This window comes from Alteromonas sp. ABH4_452 (genome assembly GCF_056311825.1).
In genome coordinates this window covers 1,793,067-1,809,453 of the sequence record NZ_CM149973.1, presented here as the reverse complement: position 1 = coordinate 1,809,453, position 16,387 = coordinate 1,793,067, and the positions used below count along the sequence as shown (strand labels likewise).

At 41.5% G+C, this 16,387-nt stretch carries 12 protein-coding genes; 6 read left to right on the top strand and 6 right to left on the bottom strand.

Annotated elements, in window-relative coordinates; genetic code table 11:
* Window positions 1-90: 90 nt before the first annotated feature.
* Genes ACYX4N_RS07655 through ACYX4N_RS07645 form a run of 3 tightly spaced genes read right to left on the bottom strand, consistent with a single transcriptional unit; the run spans window position 91 to window position 4,026 of the window.
* Window positions 91-1,179, bottom strand: a complete 1,089-nt coding sequence (locus ACYX4N_RS07655; RefSeq protein WP_476056154.1) for a GNAT family N-acetyltransferase — start codon at window positions 1,177-1,179, stop codon at window positions 91-93.
* A 3-nt stretch (window positions 1,180-1,182) separates the two neighbouring features.
* Window positions 1,183-2,583, bottom strand: a complete 1,401-nt coding sequence (gene xrt, locus ACYX4N_RS07650; protein WP_476056153.1) for an exosortase — start codon at window positions 2,581-2,583, stop codon at window positions 1,183-1,185.
* A 30-nt stretch (window positions 2,584-2,613) separates the two neighbouring features.
* Window positions 2,614-4,026, bottom strand: a complete 1,413-nt coding sequence (locus ACYX4N_RS07645; protein WP_474805612.1) for a TIGR03013 family XrtA/PEP-CTERM system glycosyltransferase — start codon at window positions 4,024-4,026, stop codon at window positions 2,614-2,616.
* A 149-nt stretch (window positions 4,027-4,175) separates the two neighbouring features.
* Here ACYX4N_RS07645 and ACYX4N_RS07640 point away from each other — a divergent pair, with 149 nt between their 5' ends.
* The 4 genes from ACYX4N_RS07640 to ACYX4N_RS07625 are packed head-to-tail and all read left to right on the top strand — an operon-like array spanning window position 4,176 to window position 8,950.
* Window positions 4,176-4,808, top strand: coding sequence for an XrtA/PEP-CTERM system exopolysaccharide export protein (locus ACYX4N_RS07640; protein ID WP_474805611.1), 633 nt, complete (start codon window positions 4,176-4,178; stop codon window positions 4,806-4,808).
* Between the two features lie 26 nt (window positions 4,809-4,834).
* Window positions 4,835-6,403, top strand: coding sequence for an XrtA system polysaccharide chain length determinant (locus ACYX4N_RS07635; protein ID WP_474805610.1), 1,569 nt, complete (start codon window positions 4,835-4,837; stop codon window positions 6,401-6,403).
* A complete protein-coding gene (locus tag ACYX4N_RS07630; RefSeq protein WP_474805608.1) occupies window positions 6,403-7,308 on the top strand; it encodes an XrtA-associated tyrosine autokinase in 906 nt (301 codons plus the stop codon). The genes ACYX4N_RS07635 and ACYX4N_RS07630 overlap by 1 nt, the downstream gene beginning before the upstream one ends.
* On the top strand, window positions 7,277-8,950 hold the full coding sequence (locus tag ACYX4N_RS07625) for a porin family protein (protein ID WP_476056152.1): 1,674 nt from the start codon (window positions 7,277-7,279) through the stop codon (window positions 8,948-8,950). Before ACYX4N_RS07630 ends, ACYX4N_RS07625 begins: the two co-directional genes overlap by 32 nt.
* A gap of 208 nt (window positions 8,951-9,158) precedes the next feature.
* Here ACYX4N_RS07625 and ACYX4N_RS07620 read toward each other — a convergent pair whose 3' ends face one another.
* On the bottom strand, window positions 9,159-10,223 hold the full coding sequence (locus ACYX4N_RS07620) for an XrtA/PEP-CTERM system-associated ATPase (protein ID WP_474805604.1): 1,065 nt from the start codon (window positions 10,221-10,223) through the stop codon (window positions 9,159-9,161).
* A 156-nt stretch (window positions 10,224-10,379) separates the two neighbouring features.
* Window positions 10,380-11,810: a bifunctional D-glycero-beta-D-manno-heptose-7-phosphate kinase/D-glycero-beta-D-manno-heptose 1-phosphate adenylyltransferase HldE gene (gene hldE, locus ACYX4N_RS07615; RefSeq protein ID WP_474805602.1), complete on the bottom strand. Its 1,431-nt coding sequence runs from the start codon at window positions 11,808-11,810 to the stop codon at window positions 10,380-10,382.
* A gap of 31 nt (window positions 11,811-11,841) precedes the next feature.
* Here hldE and ACYX4N_RS07610 point away from each other — a divergent pair, with 31 nt between their 5' ends.
* Complete coding sequence (locus ACYX4N_RS07610) at window positions 11,842-12,189, top strand: GIY-YIG nuclease family protein (protein WP_476056151.1); 348 nt, start codon at window positions 11,842-11,844, stop codon at window positions 12,187-12,189.
* A gap of 100 nt (window positions 12,190-12,289) precedes the next feature.
* Here the strand turns inward: ACYX4N_RS07610 and ACYX4N_RS07605 are convergent, their stop codons facing one another.
* Complete coding sequence (locus tag ACYX4N_RS07605; protein WP_269917472.1) at window positions 12,290-13,195, bottom strand: DUF350 domain-containing protein; 906 nt, start codon at window positions 13,193-13,195, stop codon at window positions 12,290-12,292.
* Window positions 13,196-13,468: 273 nt separating this feature from the next.
* Between ACYX4N_RS07605 and glnE the strand changes: the two genes are divergently transcribed.
* Window positions 13,469-16,381, top strand: coding sequence for a bifunctional [glutamate--ammonia ligase]-adenylyl-L-tyrosine phosphorylase/[glutamate--ammonia-ligase] adenylyltransferase (gene glnE / locus ACYX4N_RS07600; RefSeq protein WP_474805598.1), 2,913 nt, complete (start codon window positions 13,469-13,471; stop codon window positions 16,379-16,381).
* Window positions 16,382-16,387 lie beyond the last annotated feature (6 nt).

Below are 16,387 nucleotides of genomic sequence, written 5' to 3'. Positions count from 1 at the left end.
CGAGCTAGCAGCAGCATTGTGTATACACAAAGAAGAAAGTAAGCGAAGCCCGCCTGTGATTGTCTACTCGCAGCCGGAATGTGAGACGTATTAACCTGCAAAACTTACCTCTTTATTTTTAATAAATAGTCTATTTTTAATTTTTGAGACAAGTATTGAAACCCTACCTAATACAAACGCGGAAAAGCTTTTATAATAGATAGAGCAGTAAACGGGTTCAGCGTATTCCGTAATGCTTTCTTTATAGGAGGGAGGCATAGAAAGTAAAAAGTCATATTTGTTTAGTTTACGCTCGCGCGCTAGCTCAAGCTGATACCTATGCAGAAGCATTCCCGGAGACAGATTAGGTTTAAACGATGTATCAACACCACTTTGATAAAAAACCAGATCATTACCTGATACCAATGAGTAGTTGATAGCAATAGATTTATTTTCTTTTTTTAACAAAACTAATGAAAGACTATCTTTTTTGATCAATTCCTCTGCAAGTTTCAAGTGGAATAAACAAAATTTATCATTATCAAAAATAGTTATTGGTTGACTCTTGCGCCATCTCAAGTTGTGAAGTGATTTTAATTCGCCGAAATAACTGTCTAATTCGTCAACCGTTTTGAGTACGTGGAAGCTAACACCTAATTTTTCTGCAGCTCTAGAATAACGAGCCGTTCTCTTTTCAAGTTTAGTACTGGCCTCATGCGCTCGAATGAAGTAACGATTGCCTATAAATTGTTTAGTCTTAAAAAAGCCACTTTCTTGAAGTTGTCTAGCCAGAAAACTATCTTCAAAGCTGTTGCTTACAATTAACTTCTTTAAACCAATTTTAATAAAAGCTTTCTTAAATAGATGGCCATATTTTGCTTTTGATGGAGATAGAAGTAAAACATCTAGCCCCTCACTACAGACCTCAGCTAGTTCTGGTTCTCCGCTACCGAGAAACCAGAATACACCTTCAGATTCACCACTTTTAGTATACAAAGGCAGTGAACCAACTAATTCATTGCCCTCCCAAACAGTGATCACGGCCATAGCAGATATACTGCTAGAAAACGAAGTTACCCACGCATCAATCCAATCGAAACTCAGGAAAATGCTCTTATTACACGCTTTTCTGTCAAGTGATTGCCAATGCTCTTTTAAACTTTTAAAGTCGGTTATTGTGCGGATTATTTGTAATTGCACGTTTTAATCGCCCAGTTGACTCGAAAAAGACTTTACGCACGTAAATTCGCACTTCTCAATAGAAACGTTTAACCAATGCTCTGTATTTCCTTTTAAAGCATTTTTTAAACGAGCAAATTTGAATAATTTGGGAGTACTGTACGTCATCCCATCTATTTCATAGTTATATTTTAACAACCACGTCTGACCGACATTGTTTTTAGTGAGTAAAGTCTTGTATTCTTTATCATTACGTTCCGATAACAGTCGATGCGTTTCAGGTATAACTGTATTTAGGTAGTAACTCGCTTTCCCATCGAGTAACCTTCCGCTATATAAAAACTTAAATTGACGTTGTTCAGCTTTATCGCTATCCAATTCACATACAGAGTCGAAGTTATAAACAGTAAAAATATTATCTGTAACGGCTAGCTCACAACCGAATCTCTGTGCGTGATGATTTTTTGTGTGGGCTGTTGTGTAAAGATTAACTGAAACTGAAGATGCCAGAAAAAGAAGTGCCATCGAGCCCATCAACGCGTGATTATTGATAGAAACGGATGCGGACGGTCTAATTTTTACAACGTTTTTGTTATGAAGATCTAATATCTCTTCTGAACGTTCCAGCCTTGCGCCAATGTAAAACTGAACTAAGACGACTGGAATGTAAATATACCAACCAAAATTATTGTGGTCAGTCATTAGGGAGCTTTCCATGTTGGTGTAGTGCCCAATAAGAATAAGGCAAACTATTCTGACCCAGTTCGTTACTAAAGCGCCGAATACGGCAACAATTACGAAGATTAACGCACTTTTAACTGTCCGTAGATACAAATAGACATACAACGAACTGATGGCTAAGGATACGATAATATATCTTAAACCACTGCATCCCCTTGCAATTTCAAAAACGCCCGCCGGAATTGTAACAAACTCATTTTCTACAAAAACTGGAATATCTGTAAAAGACATTATAAGTGTTACTACAAAAACAGAGAGGTCTTGAAAGAATGAAGCAAACGCTCCCCAAAAAGGATAAATTAATATCAGATATACGAGTGGGAAAACTAAAAACCAACTAAACTTGAATACTTGGAAAACTACGACTATTAGCATAGCCAATGATAAACACCAGTATAGTAAGCTGATTTGTGAAAAAAGAGCAACTATGTAAATTGCGCCGACTAAACAACCAAAAATTAGCCAATAGCGATTAACGGAAGTACGTAATTCAAATTTTCCTGTCTGAGCGCATGAATACAGCAGGTAGACTATGATAAAGGGTACGAGATAAGCATGTGAATATGTACCGTCATCGAAACCATGCACCCAAAGTGTTCGCATCACATGGTAATTAGCTACAGCCCACAATAATGCAATAACTAAAGCGATGCTAAAGCTTTTTAAGTTACTCCTTGCCAACATACTACCCTGTCCCTTTTTTATAACTGGAAACTATCTTCCTTTTCCAAATAACACAATTTCAACGGTTCTTATCAGAATCAGTATATCTAATAACAAGCTTTGATGCTTCACGTAATAAAGGTCAAACTTTAACTTTTCCATCGAGTCTTCAACGCTAGCGCCATAGGGGTAATTGAGCTGTGCCCATCCTGCTAGGCCAGGTTTAACATTGTGTCGTTGATTATAGTAAGGCACTTCACGAACTAGTTGCTCCACAAACTGAGGCCTTTCTGGACGCGGGCCGATGAATGACATTTCGCCTTTGAACACGTTAAGCAATTGAGGAAGTTCATCTATTCGGTACTTTCGAATGAAATGGCCTATTCTTGTGACTCTATCATCATTTTTGCTCGCCCACTTAGCACCATCTTTTTCTGCATCAGGACGCATACTTCTAAATTTAAGTATCTTGAAAAGTTGTCCATTAAGACCAACCCGCTCTTGCTTATAAAGCACGGATACTCCAGTTCGTCGACCATCGTCAAGATAAATAATTATTGCGGTAGCAAGCATTACAGGCCACACAAAGAAAAATATGATGAAAGCTAGAATTGCATTAACTGAATAGTCTAAAGCGTCCCTCAAGTAGTTTTGGCTTTTAAAACCGTTAGAGTAAATGACCCAGCTAGGATACATGAGGTTCACAACTATCTGGCCAGTTTCTCGCTCCATAAAATCGAGCAGCTCAGTTACTTCAATGCCTCGTAATCGGCAATCAAAGAGCACTTCAACAGGCAAAGTACCGCGACGCTGGTCACACGCTATAACAATTTCTTCAATATCATTGTCCGCTATGAACTTTTGAAAACTCTCGTCCACTTTTACATGGATAATCTTTTCTTTGTGAATCCCATCTTCTCTATTATCCCCCGGAATAGGGATAAAGCCTACAAGTTCGAAGCCTATGCGATCGACATCGCGACGCATTCTTTTTTCGATAATAGATGCACGCTCACCCGCGCCCAATACTATGATCCTAACTTTACCCAGACCAAGTAACCCTAGTCGGTTTGTAAAGTACCTAAATACAACAAGTGTTATGATAATGGAGCAAACTGAAGCGGGTAGAAAATATCCATCCATAAGTAAGTCATCAAACAAAACTCGACTGACAACTTCAACTAAAAAGTAGCTTAGTCCTACACTAACAAAAATCCGGCGTATTATTCCTCTAAACGTTTCACGAAGCTTGGCCTCGTAGAGACCTACAGATAAAGAACATAACAAAATTGACACTGTCAATAAGCCGGTATTAACTAAAAGCTTCTCTACAGGAACTTCAAAAGATAATCCTATCTGAGTCAATATGAAATGGGTAATGTACCCAATATAAGCAATAAGTAACGCTTCCGTTATAACTAAAATATTTGAGCGTTTATTCTGATTTCGCTTGTTAACTGCCACCCCTGGCCTCCCAAAACTACTTTATCTTACGTATCATAAAGGGATTTTTTCTAATAGACTAGAATTGTTATTGGCATTATAGTGATAATTACCGTAGGGTACTCGCCACAATGTGAAAATTTAACCATTTGAGTGTAGGATGATCTCTTATGAACCGCTTCTGCTCGTTACGAAACGCAACAGTCTGCATAATCATTTCTTTAATCACTGGATGTAATAGTTCCTCGTCGTTACCAGAAGCGACAACACGACCTTCCCTCACTACAGACGTTAATAACTATCAATATCTTATCGGCCCAGGGGATTCACTAACTATCTTTGTTTGGCGGAACCCTGAAGTCTCTGGTCAATTCATTGTTAGACCTGACGGAAAGGTGACAACATCATTGGTTGAGGATATTGATGTAGCTGGTCGAACGCCAACTATGCTTGCAAGAGAGATTGAAGAACAACTTTCGGTTTATATAAATAATCCGAGGGTCACAGTTAGCGTCAATAGTTTTTCAGGACCCTTAAGCGAGCAAGTACGAGTCATTGGAGAGGCGACTAATCCCAGCGCAGTTAACTATACTGAGCACATGACGTTACTAGATCTTATGATTGCCGTTGGAGGATTGACTGAATTTGCCGATGGCAATAGTGCCAAGTTAGTTAGGGTCGAAAATAATAATAAAACTACTTACTCTTTAAATATCGACGATTTAATTAGAGAAGGTGACATAACAAAGAATATCGATATACTTCCAGGCGATGTCATAATCATACCAGAAGCTTGGTTTTAGTTCTTAGCAGTATACGGAACATTTAAATGCAGGATTTACAACAAACCTTAATTCAATTATTGGATTTAGTTAAGGGTATTTGGATTAAAAAGCGATATGTGATTATTGCGTCATGGTTAATATGTCCAATTGGTTTTTTTATTGTGGCTACCCTTCCCGACCAATATAATTCTGACGCAAAAGTATATGTAGATACCCGTTCAGTGCTTCAACCTCTTCTTCGGGGCTTGGCTATACAGTCTAATCCTGATGAAGAAGTTAGGATGATGGCCCGTACCCTTTTGAGCCGCACTAACGTTGAAATTATTGCAAGAGAAAGCGATCTAGATATTACTACAACCAGTGACCGGGAGTTCGAAGACTTAGTTACACAGTTATCGTCTTCAATTGATCTTAAGTCAGCTGGTAAAACAAATATTTATAACATTTCTTTCTCGCATGAAGACCCTGTTGTAGCACAGAGGGTTGTACAAGAAACTTTGGATCTATTTGTTGAAGGTTCCTTAGGGAACAACAGGCGAGATACTGATACCGCAGGGCGCTTTCTTGAAGAACAGATTGCAGAGTATGAGAACCGTCTAACCGAAGCGGAGCAACGCTTAGCTCAATTCAAACGACAATATAATAATATCTTGCCAATGTCAGGCACCTACTACAGTAGCCTTCAAAACCTTTATGCAGAACTTGAACTTACTAGGCTAAGTATTAAACAGACGCAGCAACAGGTAGACACGCTCCGCTCCCAAATAAAGAAATCTTCGGCGTCGGATAGCTTCTCAGTTTCTAGTCAAGAAGAGTCCAGTTTAAAAACACGATATGATGACAGGATTCGAAACCTCGAGGAAGAGCTAGATAAGCTACAATTACGCTTCACTGATAAGCACCCTGATGTAGTGGAAGCTAGACAGCTACTACAAAGCTTAGAAGATTATCGCAAAAAAGAAATAGACGCATTTTTAGCTTCGGTTGATGAGGAAGATCAGCTTCCACTCAATGAGCTCACTCAGGAAATTCGTCTAGAAATGAGCAAGTTACAAGGTGAAGTGGCATCTTTAAAAGTAAAAGAAACAGATTTGGTAACTAAAATTGCGGAATTTGAATCGAAAGTTGATTTAATTCCTCAGATTGAAGCAGAGTCTACTGCTTTAAACAGAGATTACGGAATAACAAAAAAGAAGTATGAAGAGTTACTTTCTCGACGGGAGTCTGCGGACTTATCAAGACGCGCCGAAGTTTCTTCTGAAGAATTGCAATTTAGAATAATAGAGCCTCCCTTAGTAGCAAACACTCCCTCTGGTCCTAATAGGCTAATCCTGTACACAGCCGTTTTACTGGTCGGTTTTGGGGCAGGTGTAGGGCTGGCTCTATTGTTAAGTCAATTATCACCAATTTTGATCCGGCCTAAGCAGTTATCATCTCTTTCTGAATATCCGATATGGGGTACAGTGAGTCATCTCGACATAGAGCAAATTAAGAAAAAGAATAGAACTAGAGTTTTTATTTTTGCTTGTTCTTGTATGGTAATACTTGGCTTATATAGCATTCTTGTAGCTGCTGAAACAATGAACGTAAACTTGGTCACGAGGTATTTATAATGTCCAATACGATAGAAAAAGCGTTGTTGAAGAAAAAGCATGCTAGTCAAAACCAAAATCAATCATCGACAAGTGTTAAAGAGAGTGACTCAAGCTCTAAGGCGTCCCCCGAATTTAGTGTTGAAAACAAAACTCTTACGAACAACTCTTCAAGCGCTTCATTTAACGACATATTCGAAATTGACTTGCAAAGACTGAGTGCGAATGGACATATATCTGTGTCAGGTGAGCGTAAGCAAATAAACGAAGAGTACAGAGAAATAAAAAGGAAGCTATTGGCAAACGCTTTCGGCAACTTAGCTAAAACGCTTCATAACCCAAATATTATAATGGTTTCAAGCAGCAGGCCTTCTGAAGGAAAAACGTTTACGGCTACAAATTTGGCGTTAAGCATCGCTGCAGAGCAGGACAAGACTGTGTTGTTAGTAGATGCCGATGTACTTAAACCTAATGTTTTGAACACGTTGGGGCTCGAACGACGAAAGGGACTCATGGAGTACCTTGTTGGAGATGTTGACGATATCTCCGATGTTCTTTACGGTACTAATATAGATAAGCTGAAGATAATTCCCGCAGGAAGATCACACCACTTATCAACCGAAATGCTAGCAAGTAAGAAAATGCATGAAACTGTAAATGAGTTCGCAAATAGGTATCCCGATAGAGTGGTAATTTTCGATACACCACCGTTAATTGGAATAAATGAGAGTGCAATTTTAGCCAACTTTGCTGGACAAGCGGTTGTTGTAGTTGAAGAGGGTCGCGCTAAAGTAAGTGATATTAAAATGGCAGTTGAAAGGCTAAACCCTGAAATGGCAATAGGTTTCGTTGTAAACAAGTCAGTTCATCACGACACAGATGGAAGTGGATATTATGGGTACTACTACTCAGAGCGCAGTGATTAACCATAGTTTTGTGCATAAACTGAGAGCAATAAAGCTATCGATTATTGCTTTCTCTGTTTCAATAAGCACACCCTCACAGGCTAAATTAGAAGTAAGCGCTTTAGCGTCAGCCGACACCACTCATCAAAACGTGAAAACGGAAGATGATGGCACTCGCTCTCTTACTACATTTACGATAGCACCTCAGGTAAATGCCGTATACCAAACTCGAACATTCCAGGGCCTTTGGTCTGGTACCTATACCCATCTTGAACGCGACAATGACGACACTAGTCAGCGCCAAAACTACGCAGAGTACAACTATTCTGCCCAGTGGGTACCTTTCAAAAATCTGTTATCATTCCAAGCTGCTGGAGCTTTAAGTTACCAAAATACTAATTCTGCTAACTTTCTATTAAGTGATTTCATTGCAAACTCTGACAGTTTAGCAAAAACGCGCTCTAACAGGCTTTTATCTACACTTACCTTGGACCACGGTGATTGGGTGAGAGGGCAAGGCACAGCATCATACTCAGACACAGCATCTGAACGCTCTTTAACGAATAACAATGCTTTAAACAATGACAGCTATCAGCTTACTGGTACCTTAGTTAATGGTGATAAAGCTAAGTACTTCATATGGTCAGTGACCGGCACTTATCAAAATACTGAGCGTAGCCAGACGAACAATGGTGATTTTGAATCTAGAACCGGCGATGGTTATATAGACACTCGAATTTATGGCGACTGGGCGTTTCGTTTAACTGCAAGGCATGAAGCCAACCAAATATCTGACAGAGATGATACCAATAGCTTAGTTAGAGAGTTTAACTCTTACGGTGCAGGTTTAACTTATCGACAGGCTGAAAACCGTTATATCTCGATAACAGCAAATAAAAGCGACTCAGATATCGAAGACGATGACGGAGAAACATTCATTGGTTTTGACATTCAGTGGGCATTAAGCCCCCGCACTCGTATAGCTGCCACATACGGGCGTCGTTTTTACGGGGAATCGGCTTCAGCGAGTATTGGCTATAATTCTAAATATTTGCGGACGTCGTTTAGTTATTCAGAGGACGTAACTAATACCTCTAGGCTTCTTGCCGACCCAGAAAATTTAGGCGTATTCGTTTGCCCTACGGCAACTGCATCTATCGCCGACTGCTTTCAGCCTAATAGCCTGAGCTATACGCCAAATGCGGGCGAGCAACTCGTTCAACTTACGTCTCAAAACGTAGAGTTCGACGACAATATCATCTTAAGGAAAAGTTCGAATTTTCAGGCAGGCTACGACTTTTCTCGCGTAACTCTCGCTTTTTCATGGCGCTACTCTGAAGATGATTATTTAGATGAAGATAGACTAAGACGCACTTACTCTTTCGGTACTAACCTAGCCTATAAAATTGGTAGCTATACTAATATTACTAGCAGCATCAGCTATGCGAATATCACAGGACAAGGAGCGGAAGAAACCTTTAGAGGTGAGAGTGACAACTGGAACGCCTCTATTGGTCTAGAAAGAGAGTTCGGTCGTCGATTAAAGGCAAGTATTGATGCTAGATACCTTGAGCAAGAGGGTAATTTAAACGCTGGTGGCCAATTTGGTAACAACTATACCGATCGACGTATTAGCGCTTCTGTCACCTATACATACGATTAATTGTTCAAGGTGTTACCACCCGACTTGCACTACTTGAGCCTCATCAATCACATGCTGGAAGCTCTTCAAAGGCGTTGATTGAGAGAAAGTTCAGCAAAAAACGCCCTATTCAGGGCGTTTCTAAAATGACTTGGCTGAATAAACTTAGCTTTAGCGATTCAGTTACGTCGGTAAGGTTACAAATACTCTCTAGTAGCTATGCTAACCATCACTCTTTCTTGTCATCACTCTTTAACCGCACATACGTCTTAAACTTCTTCTTCATAAGCTTATCTACGTACTGGGTCATTTTCACTTTCTGTGAAATTGCGTCATCCAAAGCGTCAACCAACTCAGCTAACATATCCAAGTAATATTTGGTATCGCGAACAACATTGCCTTTCGGCGTCATAATAGTCTGGCTTTCGGGGTGGTCAGCAAACCCCATATGTTCGGTGACTTCCGCGCCGGTTTTATCTGGCTCGAACATTTCAGCTTTTACTTCTTCAATAACCTCGTTTACCGCATCAGCATTGAAGCTCTCTAGCTCTTCAAGAAAGCCATAAAGCATTATCCTATCCATAAGGGTATTAATTTTACGAGGTATGCCGCGGGAGAACATATGAATGCGTTCTAACGCCTCGTCGCTAAATAAGGCAGACCCGTTCCATCCGGCGTGATGCAAACGGTATTCGATATATTCTTTACACTCTTCTAAAGAAAGTGGTGCAAGATGGCACGACGCCACAATACGCTGCCTAAACTGCTCCATATTCGGCGCACGCAATATTGGCTGGAGTTCTTCTTGCCCTAGTAAGAAACTTTGAATAAGTGGCTTGCCGTTAAGCTGAAAATTGCTCAGCATTCTAAGCTCTTCGATGGTTTCTAACGGAAGGTTTTGTGCTTCATCTACAAGCAATAAAGCACGGCGTCCTGCTTTATTTAGGTCATACAAGAAAATTTCTAACGCTTTAAGGATATCCGCTTTTGAACGCCCTTCCGTAGGGATATCAAATTTTGACGCGACCATTTTCACCAGTTCGTCTGGAGAAAGCTTTGGCGTAACGATTTGCGCCGCCGCAATATCATCTTCAATTTCTTCAAGCAGGCTATTTGCTACGGTAGTTTTTCCTGTACCAATTCCGCCTGTAATAACAATAAATCCCTCGGCTTGAGACAGGCCATACTGCAGGTAAGACATGGCGCGCTTGTGCCATTTACTTGCGAAGAAAAATTCAGGGTCCGGGGTTAACTGAAACGGTTTCGAGTTAAGTCCATAGTAACTTTCGTACATGCTATTTACCGTTATTCCATTAGAAATGTGTGTTCAAAACCAAGGCGTAAAGTTGGTTTTAAACAGCGCGTTGTGCTTTACCTATGCTTTTAACCCATATGGTAACCAACAACGCGCCGTTATCGAAGTATTATCTTTATAGCTCCCACTAAAGGATTATTGCAGCTTATTTTCAGTAATGCGCTCGATGATACCAGTAGTCGATACACCATCTTCAAAAGTTAACACTTTAACTTCACCGCCGTTTTCCAGCACTTCAGTGCCACCTGCAATCTCTTCAATTTTGTAGTCGCCGCCTTTAACAAGCACATCTGGTAGTAAGCGGGCAATCACTCGCTGAGGTGTGTCTTCTTCAAAGGGCACAACCCAATCCACTGCGCTTAAGCCTGCTAGTACCGCCATTCGCCTGCTAACGTTATTCACAGGGCGGCCAGGTCCTTTTAGCTTGGTCACAGATGCATCAGTGTTAACTGCAACAATTAAGCGGTCACCAAGCTGTGCAGCTTCTTCAAGGTAAGCAACATGACCAGAGTGCAATATATCAAAACAGCCGTTGGTCATTACTATCCGCTCTCCGCGGGCTTTAGCTGCTTGAAGCGCTATTTCAAGCTGATCTTCACTCATCACACCGCCATCTAAATGCACCGACTGTTCGCCTAACGCCAATGCTAGCTCTGTGTTAGTTACAGTGGAGGTACCCAGTTTTCCAACCACAACGCTTGCTGCTAAATTAGCTAGTACACAGGCTGCTTGCAGCGGTAACTTACAGGCTATAGCAACTGCTAAAGTTGAGACAACCGTATCCCCTGCCCCAGTTACGTCGTACACCTCTTTAGCTTTTGCTGGCAAGTGGAATTCGGTATTGTCACCATCAAACAATGTCATACCGTCTTCTGAACGCGTTACAAGAAGTGCGCTTAAATTCAACGACTCTTTTAAGGACTGCGCTTTTTCTACCAACACTTGCTCACTATCTATCTCGCCGACAATACCGCGAAGCTCGTCCATATTCGGTGTAACTAATGTGGCACCAGCGTATTTACCAAAATCACTGCCCTTAGGATCTACTACCACGCGCTTGTTCTTACTGCGCGCTTTTTCAATTAATGCTTGTGGATTGCTCAAACAACCTTTTGCGTAGTCGCTTAGAATAACAACGTCAGCATTATCTAGCGCCTTATCGAAAGCTAGTTCCAATGCTGATTTGTCTGTCTCCTCGAAGCTCTTCTCAAAATCTAAGCGTAGAAGCTGCTGATTTCTGCTCATTACTCGAAGCTTTGTAATAGTATCGAAGCCATCAACTTCAAAGAACTCACAGCGAATGTCGTGAGTCTCTAATCGCTCTTTTAATATGTTGGCGTTTTCGTCTTTACCGCACATTCCCAGCAGGGTTACCTCTGCACCTAACGTTGCTACATTTACTGCAACGTTCGCGGCACCACCAGCTCGGTCTTCAGAACTATTAACATTCACTACTGGCACAGGCGCCTCGGGTGATATACGCCCTGTACCACCGCTCCAATAACGATCTAACATAAGGTCGCCAACAATAAGCACTTTTGCTTTACTAAAATCTGGTAATATCATGCTGAGAGTAATTTTTTAAACATTGAGTACATTGGCACAGAGTATAACAGCCAAGACAGGCAATACCCACCAACCAAAGGCAAATACACTTTGGTATCTTTATATGGTCGAGAACAAGCTCGGGCAAATTTATACGGGTATTACTACCGATCCTAAACGTCGTATTGCCCAGCATAGGGGAATACTAAAAGGAGGCGCAAAGGCGCTTAAAGGCAAGTCTCCTTTAATTTTTAGAGCTGTATTTGAAGTTGCCGACAAAGCGCAAGCGGCAAAGCTTGAATATGCGGTTAAGCAAATGAGCCGCACTCAGAAGAACAGCGTTATTCAAAAGAAGCGGCTCAACGATTTGCCATGTGTAAAGTCAGCGTTTGAGGACTGAGTAATTGGCGACATATTTGTCGCCAAATATCATTTCATGATAACGCTAAAGGTAGAGTATCTTGAAAACCAGGACTGAGAATAGCTTCCAAGTTGCTAATCTAACCACCTAAAACACCATTGATGATCATGGCGTTACCGATGCTTAACGTAAAACCTAACGCCGCTACACCTACATTATGTTGATGGTCCACTTCTCGGCGGAAGTTCATGCCAAAAAGTATGATTTTTTTATTCACCAGAACCAATAAGTGAAGTGCGATAGCCAAACCCACACTCACAATCAACCATCCCGTTACATTACTCACATAGCCTGATGGATTGTAGATAAGTAAGTTTTTCGCTGCTGAAACTATCATAGCCGTGCCAAGCAAATTACCACTATGCTCGATAGCGAGCGCTAACTGGCCTTTTTCTAATGCCCCCTGAAACGAGTCATTTTGATTGTCCCGTGCGTATCTGAACTCTAAAATTCGTGTCATTACTAGCAGCATGGTCAGAACTACGGTAAAGCCCGTTACTATGGCAATCAGCGCGTTCATGTCGCTACCGTCTACCCAAATCATAATATTGCGAAGTACTATCGCACTGGCTACTAAGCTCGCAGCATCAACAAGTGCAACGCTAACGCTTCTTTCAGCAATCATTGTGTGAGTGTCTAATTTGTTAAGTACCAGCTTATCGTGAGCAAAGCGACCAAACTTCACTAGCATGATCCCCACAAAACCAAAAGTAACCATGCCAATGGCCGCTTCTTGGTACCCTACCCCTATATGCCGTCCTACTACTGAACTCAGTACAATACATAAAGACAACATGCCCCCGGCAATGCTTATGCCAAACGCAAAGTTATCTTTAACACCAAGTTCTTCAGTTACTGAGTACTTTCTAAATGCACCAGTCAGCCATTTCATAATCATCAGTAGCACTAACGCTATTGCCACATCCATGGCAAGGTAAATTAAAAGTTCCTGCGTTAGAGGTACTAGTTTTAGTAAGGCTTCCACGTTATCTTTGCTCCTTGAACATACAAAGTTCCTTCCTGATCGCTATTCTTCAATCGGTATCGTTGTAGTGATATCGATAAGGGCATCAGTATCTATCCTTGCTAAATTGGTACAAGGATGACAGCGAACTTGTTCAGATTTATTTTAATAAGGACCTGAAAAAGTCACCGTCATTAACCAAGGCGGTAAAACTCAGCAGGCTATGAATACTTGCAATAAAGATGTGAGTATTCATTATTTTACACAGATGTTATCTCTTAAGACGCGAGCATTATGCCAATAGACAACGAAAATAGCATGACAAACGTAGAGCAAGCCGGAAAATTATGGCAGCAGTTGCTAGATTCACCCGCCTTAACCGAAACCGACCAAGTCATTGCAGAAAACCATCGCGAAGCCCTTTTAAGCGCTTTTGCTCGCTCCGCTTTCATAGCTGAAACACTGGTACAAAAGCCTGCGTTTATTTCCAGAGTCGTCGAGCCTGTGTCTGATTTAACTGTGTCTGAATCAACCATTACTCACTTCAGCACTGAATTAAAAACAAAGCTTGAAACACTCAAAAGCGAAGACGAATTACTAAAGGTCCTTCGTGAATACCGCAATCAAGAAATGGCGCGTATCACCTTCTTAGATGTGCTCAATAAACAGAGTATTGAAGATTCACTCGTTCAAGTTTCGGCATTGGCGGATGCGCTGATAACTAGCGCTTACCATTGGATTTACCAGCACTTGGGTCACCGCTATGGAACTCCGAAGAGCAACAACCAAGATATGCACATGTATATTCTTGGTATGGGCAAGCTCGGTGGGCGAGAACTTAACTTTTCGTCCGACATTGACTTGATATTCGCTTACCCGGAAAAAGGGGAAACTAGCGGAGGCAAGAAAGCGCTAGAGCATCAACAGTTTTTTACCAAGCTAGCCCAAAAGCTTATTCAAGCGCTGAACAAAGTAACCAACGATGGGCAGGTCTACCGCGTTGATATGCGCTTACGCCCGTTCGGGGATTCCGGCCCCTTAGTCATGCATTTCGCTGCACTTGAGGACTACTATCAGGATCAGGGCAGGCACTGGGAACGCTTTGCCATGGTCAAAGCACGGGTCATTAATGATGATCATTCAGATAACTCTGAGTGGTTAAAAGGCATTCTTCACCCCTTTACGTTTAGGCGTTATTTAGACTTCACCACGCTAGATGCGCTGCGCAATATGAAAAAGCTTATCGCTACCGAAATTCGCAGGCGAAGTTTAAGCAACAATATTAAATTGGGTGCTGGCGGTATTCGAGAAGTCGAGTTTTTTGCCCAAAGTTTTCAGCTTATCCATGGCGGTCGTGAGCCAGCGCTACAAAGTAAGTCTTTGCTCCACACGTTAGATGTTTTGAGCGAATTAGATATTGTAGAAAGCGAAGTAACAAAGCAGCTTAAACAAGACTATCTGTTCTTAAGAAAAGTAGAACATACATTACAGCAAAGCCAAGACCGTCAAACTCAAACATTACCCGACGAGCCTTGGCAACAAAATGCGCTGATTGATGTTATGGATTTTGCTTCTTATAGCGACTTTTTAACTCATTTAGACGAAGTCATGAGTCGCATTCACGGTCATTTCAACGAATTAGTTGAGGAATGCCATGACACACATTCAGACGAAGATCAGCTTTTTATTGCGTGCCAAGATGCATGGCGCCTTTCACTGCAAGAAGATGAGTTTACTGAAACGTTTAGTGACAATCTTTCCGGTAAAGAAAGTAGTCAAATCTACACCATTCTCGTCGCCTTTAAAGACAAGCAACGAAACTACCGCATAGGTCAAAGAGGAGAAGATACCCTTAACAAACTTCTTCCAGAAATTTTATACGTATTAATTAAGCAGCACCCTAATTACACAGCACAAGTTTTGAGCCGATTACTAGGCGTGATTGAAGCAATTACAGGCCGCACAACGTATCTTGATCTTTTGCTTGAAAACCCGGATGTGCTTAAGCAGTTGGTAAGGCTTTGCGAGAGAAGCGATTGGATAGCCCAGGAAATTAGACGATTCCCGCTATTGTTAGATGAACTGCTCACCCCACTCTATCTAGGACAGCAGAATACTGACATTAGAACCAGCAAGCAGGAATATCAGACCGAGCTACGCGAGACTATGCTCCGTATAGAGCAAGACGACGTGGAAATGTTGATGGATGGACTTAGGCAGTTCAAACTTTGCCAACAGCTTCGTATCGCTGCCAGTGATATTAGTGAATCTCTCCCCATTAATAATGTAAGCGATAAACTCACCGTTCTAGCAGAAGTTATCTTAGAGCACGTCGTTAACGCAGCATGGATGCAAATGCGACAGCGCTTCGGCGTTCCTTCGCACCTTGAGGGTAATGATAAGGGCTTTGCCGTTATTGGCTACGGTAAATTAGGCGGGTATGAGCTGGGGTACGGCTCAGATTTAGATTTGGTTTTTATACACAATGCGCCCCGTTCAAGCAGTACAGACGGCAAAAAATCGATTGAGGCACAACAGTTTTATATTAAATTGGCCCAACGCATTATGCACCTCCTCAATACTAAAACATTGTTTGGTCAGCTTTACGAAACTGACTTACGTTTGCGCCCTTCTGGCAACGCTGGGCTATTGTGCTGTCATATAAACGGTTTCGAGAAATATCAAGTTGAGGAAGCTTGGACATGGGAACACCAGGCATTGGTGAGAGCAAGAGCTATCTGCGGCGACGCTTCCCTTTTGGATGACTTTTCGCAGGTTAGGCATTCAATTCTCAGTCAATCTAGAGAGCCTAAAACACTGTCTCAAGATGTATGCAAAATGCGCATGAAAATGCGTGAACACCTGCTGGCTAAAAATAATGAAAAAGTAGATTTGAAGCAGTGTGAAGGCGGTATTACTGACATTGAGTTTATTGCGCAATACCTTGTATTAGCACACGCTTGTACTGTGAAAGCAATGACTGAGTACCCAGATAATCTTAGAATTTTCGATGTTGCAGCCAGTGCGAACATCATTGATACGCCAACAGCTCAAAAACTCCAAAAGGCCTACTTGCGGCTTCGTGAGCAATATCACCACCTCACTCTGGCAGACACAAAGTACGCTGATCAAAGTGAAGAGTTAGATATTATACGCGAGCAAGTGAGGCAGCATTGGGATACATTATTTGGCAGGCTCAGTGACTGAGCCTGT